This is a genomic window from Novosphingobium album (ex Liu et al. 2023), assembly GCF_029076845.1.
Lineage (GTDB): Bacteria > Pseudomonadota > Alphaproteobacteria > Sphingomonadales > Sphingomonadaceae > Novosphingobium.
Genome location: NZ_JARESE010000097.1, coordinates 1 through 4,373 on the forward strand (window position 1 = coordinate 1; position 4,373 = coordinate 4,373).

3 protein-coding genes are annotated in these 4,373 nt (G+C 64.2%); all 3 read left to right on the forward strand.

Annotated elements, in window-relative coordinates:
* Window positions 1-952: 952 nt before the first annotated feature.
* The 3 genes from PYV00_RS23430 to PYV00_RS23440 all read left to right on the forward strand — a co-directional run bounded on the left by PYV00_RS23430 (window position 953) and on the right by PYV00_RS23440 (window position 3,912).
* On the forward strand, window positions 953-2,734 hold the full coding sequence (locus PYV00_RS23430; RefSeq protein ID WP_275230761.1) for an SIR2 family protein: 1,782 nt from the start codon (window positions 953-955) through the stop codon (window positions 2,732-2,734).
* A 78-nt stretch (window positions 2,735-2,812) separates the two neighbouring features.
* Window positions 2,813-3,358, forward strand: a complete 546-nt coding sequence (locus PYV00_RS23435; protein WP_275230762.1) for a hypothetical protein — start codon at window positions 2,813-2,815, stop codon at window positions 3,356-3,358.
* Window positions 3,289-3,912 (forward strand): hypothetical protein, encoded by a 624-nt coding sequence (locus PYV00_RS23440; protein WP_275230763.1) that lies wholly within the window; start codon window positions 3,289-3,291, stop codon window positions 3,910-3,912. The genes PYV00_RS23435 and PYV00_RS23440 overlap by 70 nt, the downstream gene beginning before the upstream one ends.
* Window positions 3,913-4,373 lie beyond the last annotated feature (461 nt).

The window sequence follows — 4,373 nt, forward strand, 5'->3', positions numbered from 1 at the left end:
AGGCCGCCTGATCGTGCGGCCCGGTGACCACACCCGAAATTACACCTCATTGACGGACGTGACCGAACGCCTCGCCCAGGCAGGATGCCGTTCTTAGCCGTAGCCGCCCTCCAGTCTGGATCAAGCCCGCCTAGAATCTCTGTGTGTAAGAAGGCCTTCAGAAACGGCAGCAAGCTTCGCTGCCTAACCACTCTCTTCAGCGAGGCCTCCAACACAGTCCGATCAATGTTGTCGAAGAACTTCTGGACGTCGGTCTTGTATACCCAAGGGAGCCGAGCCCTGGCGACACAAGCAAACTTACGAGCCCCGACAACACTGCGTTCAGCGCCGGGCGCTAGGCCGTAGCTGACAGTATTTTCGATACCCATTGCATTGAACTTAGGTCGGAGCTGGTCTAGCAAGCTAAATTGCAAAAGTCGGTCAGCGAAGGTCGGGACGCATATCACGCGAGAGCCGCCCGTTGGCTTTGGCTTTAGGATAGCCAATAGCCCCTGGGGCTTGAACCCGGCACCAAGCCGATACCGCAACTCCCGTAATTCTCGTTCGAGATTGCGCTCGAAGTCCCCGGCGGCCACACGGTCGACGCCAAAGCAGGATTTACGAAGCTTTGCCTTCTTGGACTGCCAAGCATGGCGGAGCCGCTGCAACGAGATTGCTGTTTCCAGTGCGTTCATCTAGCTGCCGCCGGTGCCCCCTAGTCGTCCTAGCCGGCGGTGCGTAGGAGCCGATCACGCCCAATCGCGTGGCCAGCTTTCGCCATGGTGCCGAGGCCCTTGCCGCCCGCCTTAACGACGATCCGGGCTCGGAACTCGACAGGAAGTCACCAAAACGACTTTCCGGGAGCGGGCCGGTACGCCGACACGCTGCCACTTACCCGTTTACGCGAACCGCTTCGCGATGAAAACAGCCAGATCAGGGCGGATGGGTTGCGCATTTTCACGCAGCGGCTACTTTGGAACGGATCACGAACGAGACTGCGAACCAAGTGCTCGAGCCTGCCACGCGCATAGCCTTCTCCATCGTCGAGAACCCGGGCGTCTATGCCCTGCTGCTCGGGTCGGGCGTATCGCGCGCAGCTGAGATCCCGACCGGCTGGGAGGTCACGCTGGACCTAGTCCGCCGGATGGCGGCGGTCGAAGGCGTCACGGATCGCGTTGACTGGGCGGCGTGGCACCTTGAGCGCTTCGGCACCGACCCGGGCTACTCGCAGCTCCTTGACGCGCTCTCCGTCACGCCGACCGAGCGCCGCTCGGTCCTGCACCATTACATCGAGCCGACGGCCGAAGACCTGGACGCAGGTCGCCGGGTTCCGACACGGGCGCATCACGCGATCGCCCGCCTGGTGCGCGACGGCTGGATCCGCGTCATCGTCACGACCAACTTCGACCGCCTGCTTGAGACGGCGCTGAAGGCGGTAGGGGTCGAGCCGGTCGTGATCGCGTCGGTCGACGATTTGTCAGGCGCGAGCCCGCTGCCTCACTGCCGCTGCCTAATCTTGAAGGTGCACGGCGACTATCTCGACAATCGCATCCTTAACACCGACGCCGAGCTGGCGAGCTATCCCGCGGAATACGACCGCCTGCTCGACCGCATCCTCGACGAATACGGGCTGATCGTCTTGGGTTGGTCCGGAGAGTGGGACCCGGCGCTGCGCGCCGCTGTCACGCGAGCGCCCAGCCGCCGCTATCCGACATGGTGGGCCTCGCGCGGGGAGCCGGGCCCCGCCGCGTCGGACCTGATCGCGCGCCGAGCGGCGACAATGGTGCCGGTCGCGAACGCCGATACGTTCTTCTGCGGTCTGGCGGACGCGGTCGACGTCCTGGCAAAATCCCGCCGCCCTTCGCCCGACACGATCGAACTGCTGCTCGCCACGACCAAACGCAACCTCTCCAACCCCGAGCGGCGCATTGACCTCGCCGATGCATTCGCGGAGCAGGCGGACAAGGTCGCCACACGGCTGCGCGGCGACGAATTCCCGGTGACGATGCAGGTCACCAACGACGTGCTGATCGAGCGTTGGAAGGCTATCGAAAGCCTGTCCGAGCCGCTCGCCCGCATGGTCGGTCTCGCCGGTCGCTGGGGCGACGGGACGGAGTTCGGCATCGTAGAGGATGTCGTGCGGTCGCTGGTCTCCGATCAGCCTGGCAACGGCAACACCGCGCTGATCGGGCTGGCGACATACCCCGCCTACCTCGCATACCTCACCTATGGGCTGGGACTGACCAAGGCCCAGCGCTGGGGCGACCTCTTCCGCTGGCTCACGATCGAGCTGGCGTGGACGTTCCGGGAGCCGGTCGCCGCTACCCGCTCGCTCTTCATGTCATTTTGGAACGGCGTGGAATCGGCATGGTGGAAATTCTGGCCGGACTTGGATCGCCGGAAGACCCCATGGGCCGACCACCTGGTTGACGCCGTCGTACCCTGGTCACGCGACTACGGGTTGTCTGGCGAGGCGGCGGTGGAGAACTACCGCACGCTGGAGCTGCTCGGCGGCTTCGCCTTCCTGACCGGCGAATCCGAGCAGACGCTGCAACAACTGCAGGACTTCACCTGGATGCCCTACGGGCAGACGATCGCCTGGGCGGACGACGCGCGCGAGCGGATCATCAAGCGGCTGGAGGGACCCGCGCTGCAGCCGAAGCTGTTCGCGGCCGGCTTTAGCAACGGTTCGGCGGCGCACTGGGAAGGCGTGAAGCGCAACATCGGCCTGCTCGCGCGTAAGGTCTCGTGGTAAAGCTCTCGGACCTTAAAATCGAGAAGGTCGGGCATCTCCCGTCCCGCCTCGATGACAATAAAACGGACTGAGGCGACGATGACGCTCGAGGAAGACGCCATCGTCCTGCTGCGGCCGGATCCGCGTCTGCCCCGCGCGGAGGTGGAGCTCATCGCGTCCCGCCTGGAGAGATCGGCTGCGCTGACTCCCGGGTTCATCGCACCCGAAGCCGGTCTGCTGTCGATCAAGACGATGCTCTATGCCGAGCACGTCGACCGGCTCCCCACCGTCCTGCTGCCCGACAGGAACGTCATCACCCGGATGGCACGGATCGCAAGGGACGGCCGGCTAGCCAGTGACGACTTCCCGAGCCGGCTCGCCCTGGACCTAATGGCCTACGCGCAAGCGATGAACGTCAACATCGAACCCGGGCTCGCCCTGCTCGAACTCGCGCAGTCCACTTCTAACGAAACCGCAAACGAGGAGCTCCGCTGGTTCAGGGCCGCCGACGAGGGCGGTCGCGCCACCGCGTGGATAGACTCGCGGTGGGTCGATCCGCGACCCTGCCCACGATGTTGGCCAAGCCCAACGAGAATTTGTTGCTGGACGAGCCGCTCCATCGGTGGCGCTGCAACTACGCGGTGATGCTCAAGGCGGCCTCACTCGAGCTCAATCCTGCACTCTCTCCCGTGCGGCGCTTCGAGGAGTTGATCGCTTGGATGCTATCCGACTTTCTAGTGGCGGGGCCGGCAGCGATCTATTGCGCGATGTTCCTGTCTCCTGATGCGCCGCGGGCCGGGCTGATGAAGGGACTGCGATCGCAAGACCGCTCGAGGGCATTAGCGGGCGTGCGGAACGCGGCCTGGGACGCGACCTACCTCAGCGAACTCGTTCAACGCGCGCAGCCGCATCAATACGGGAAAGCCCGCTGCATCTTCGCCTCCGCGGATCGGTCGCTGTCGCTTCTCGCGCCGCTCCTCCTGTTCGACGCCGACGACCGCGACGCCTTCCGCCGCCACATGGCTGCCAAGATCGAACCGTGGTGGCGGCGCGACGCCGGCAGGGTCGCCGACGTCATTCTCGGCGGCATGGAAGCGGCTCAAAACCGCCCCGCTCCCGAAGCTCCGGGCGTCGAAGACTACGTCGGGCAGAAGATCGCCGAGGGAGAGGCGGCCGTGTCCCGACCGATCACGAGCTGAGGGGATCGCCCGCGACCATCTTGATTGGTATCGTCAGGCGGCTCCGACCAGCTAGATGTAGGTCTGGCAACGACCTGCGCTCGCAGCGGAGCGTGGCATGACTGGGATGCGTGCATACGCGATTGGGGACGACGACATGTTCGGCGTCAACGCCTAGCTGCCAAGTCGATTTAGATGAACAAGCGTCCGCTCACCCCATCCGAGCGCCCGAAAGCGGCCGGGCTGTAATCCACCCGTAGCGCGATGTGACACCTCTCCCGCTCGACAAACGAGCGCGGCCTTCTGGAAAAGACGAGCGCCGTAAAACTGAGCTCGATGGGAGCACCCCGCCTATGTGCACGCTAGTCTACGCTACAACACGCTCACTCCAGGAAGCTGCTTTACATCGGCCAAGAACTAGTGTCCTGAACCTGAAGTTCGTTCAGGCATATTTCTGACGCAGAAGCGCTCGATGGAAGCGA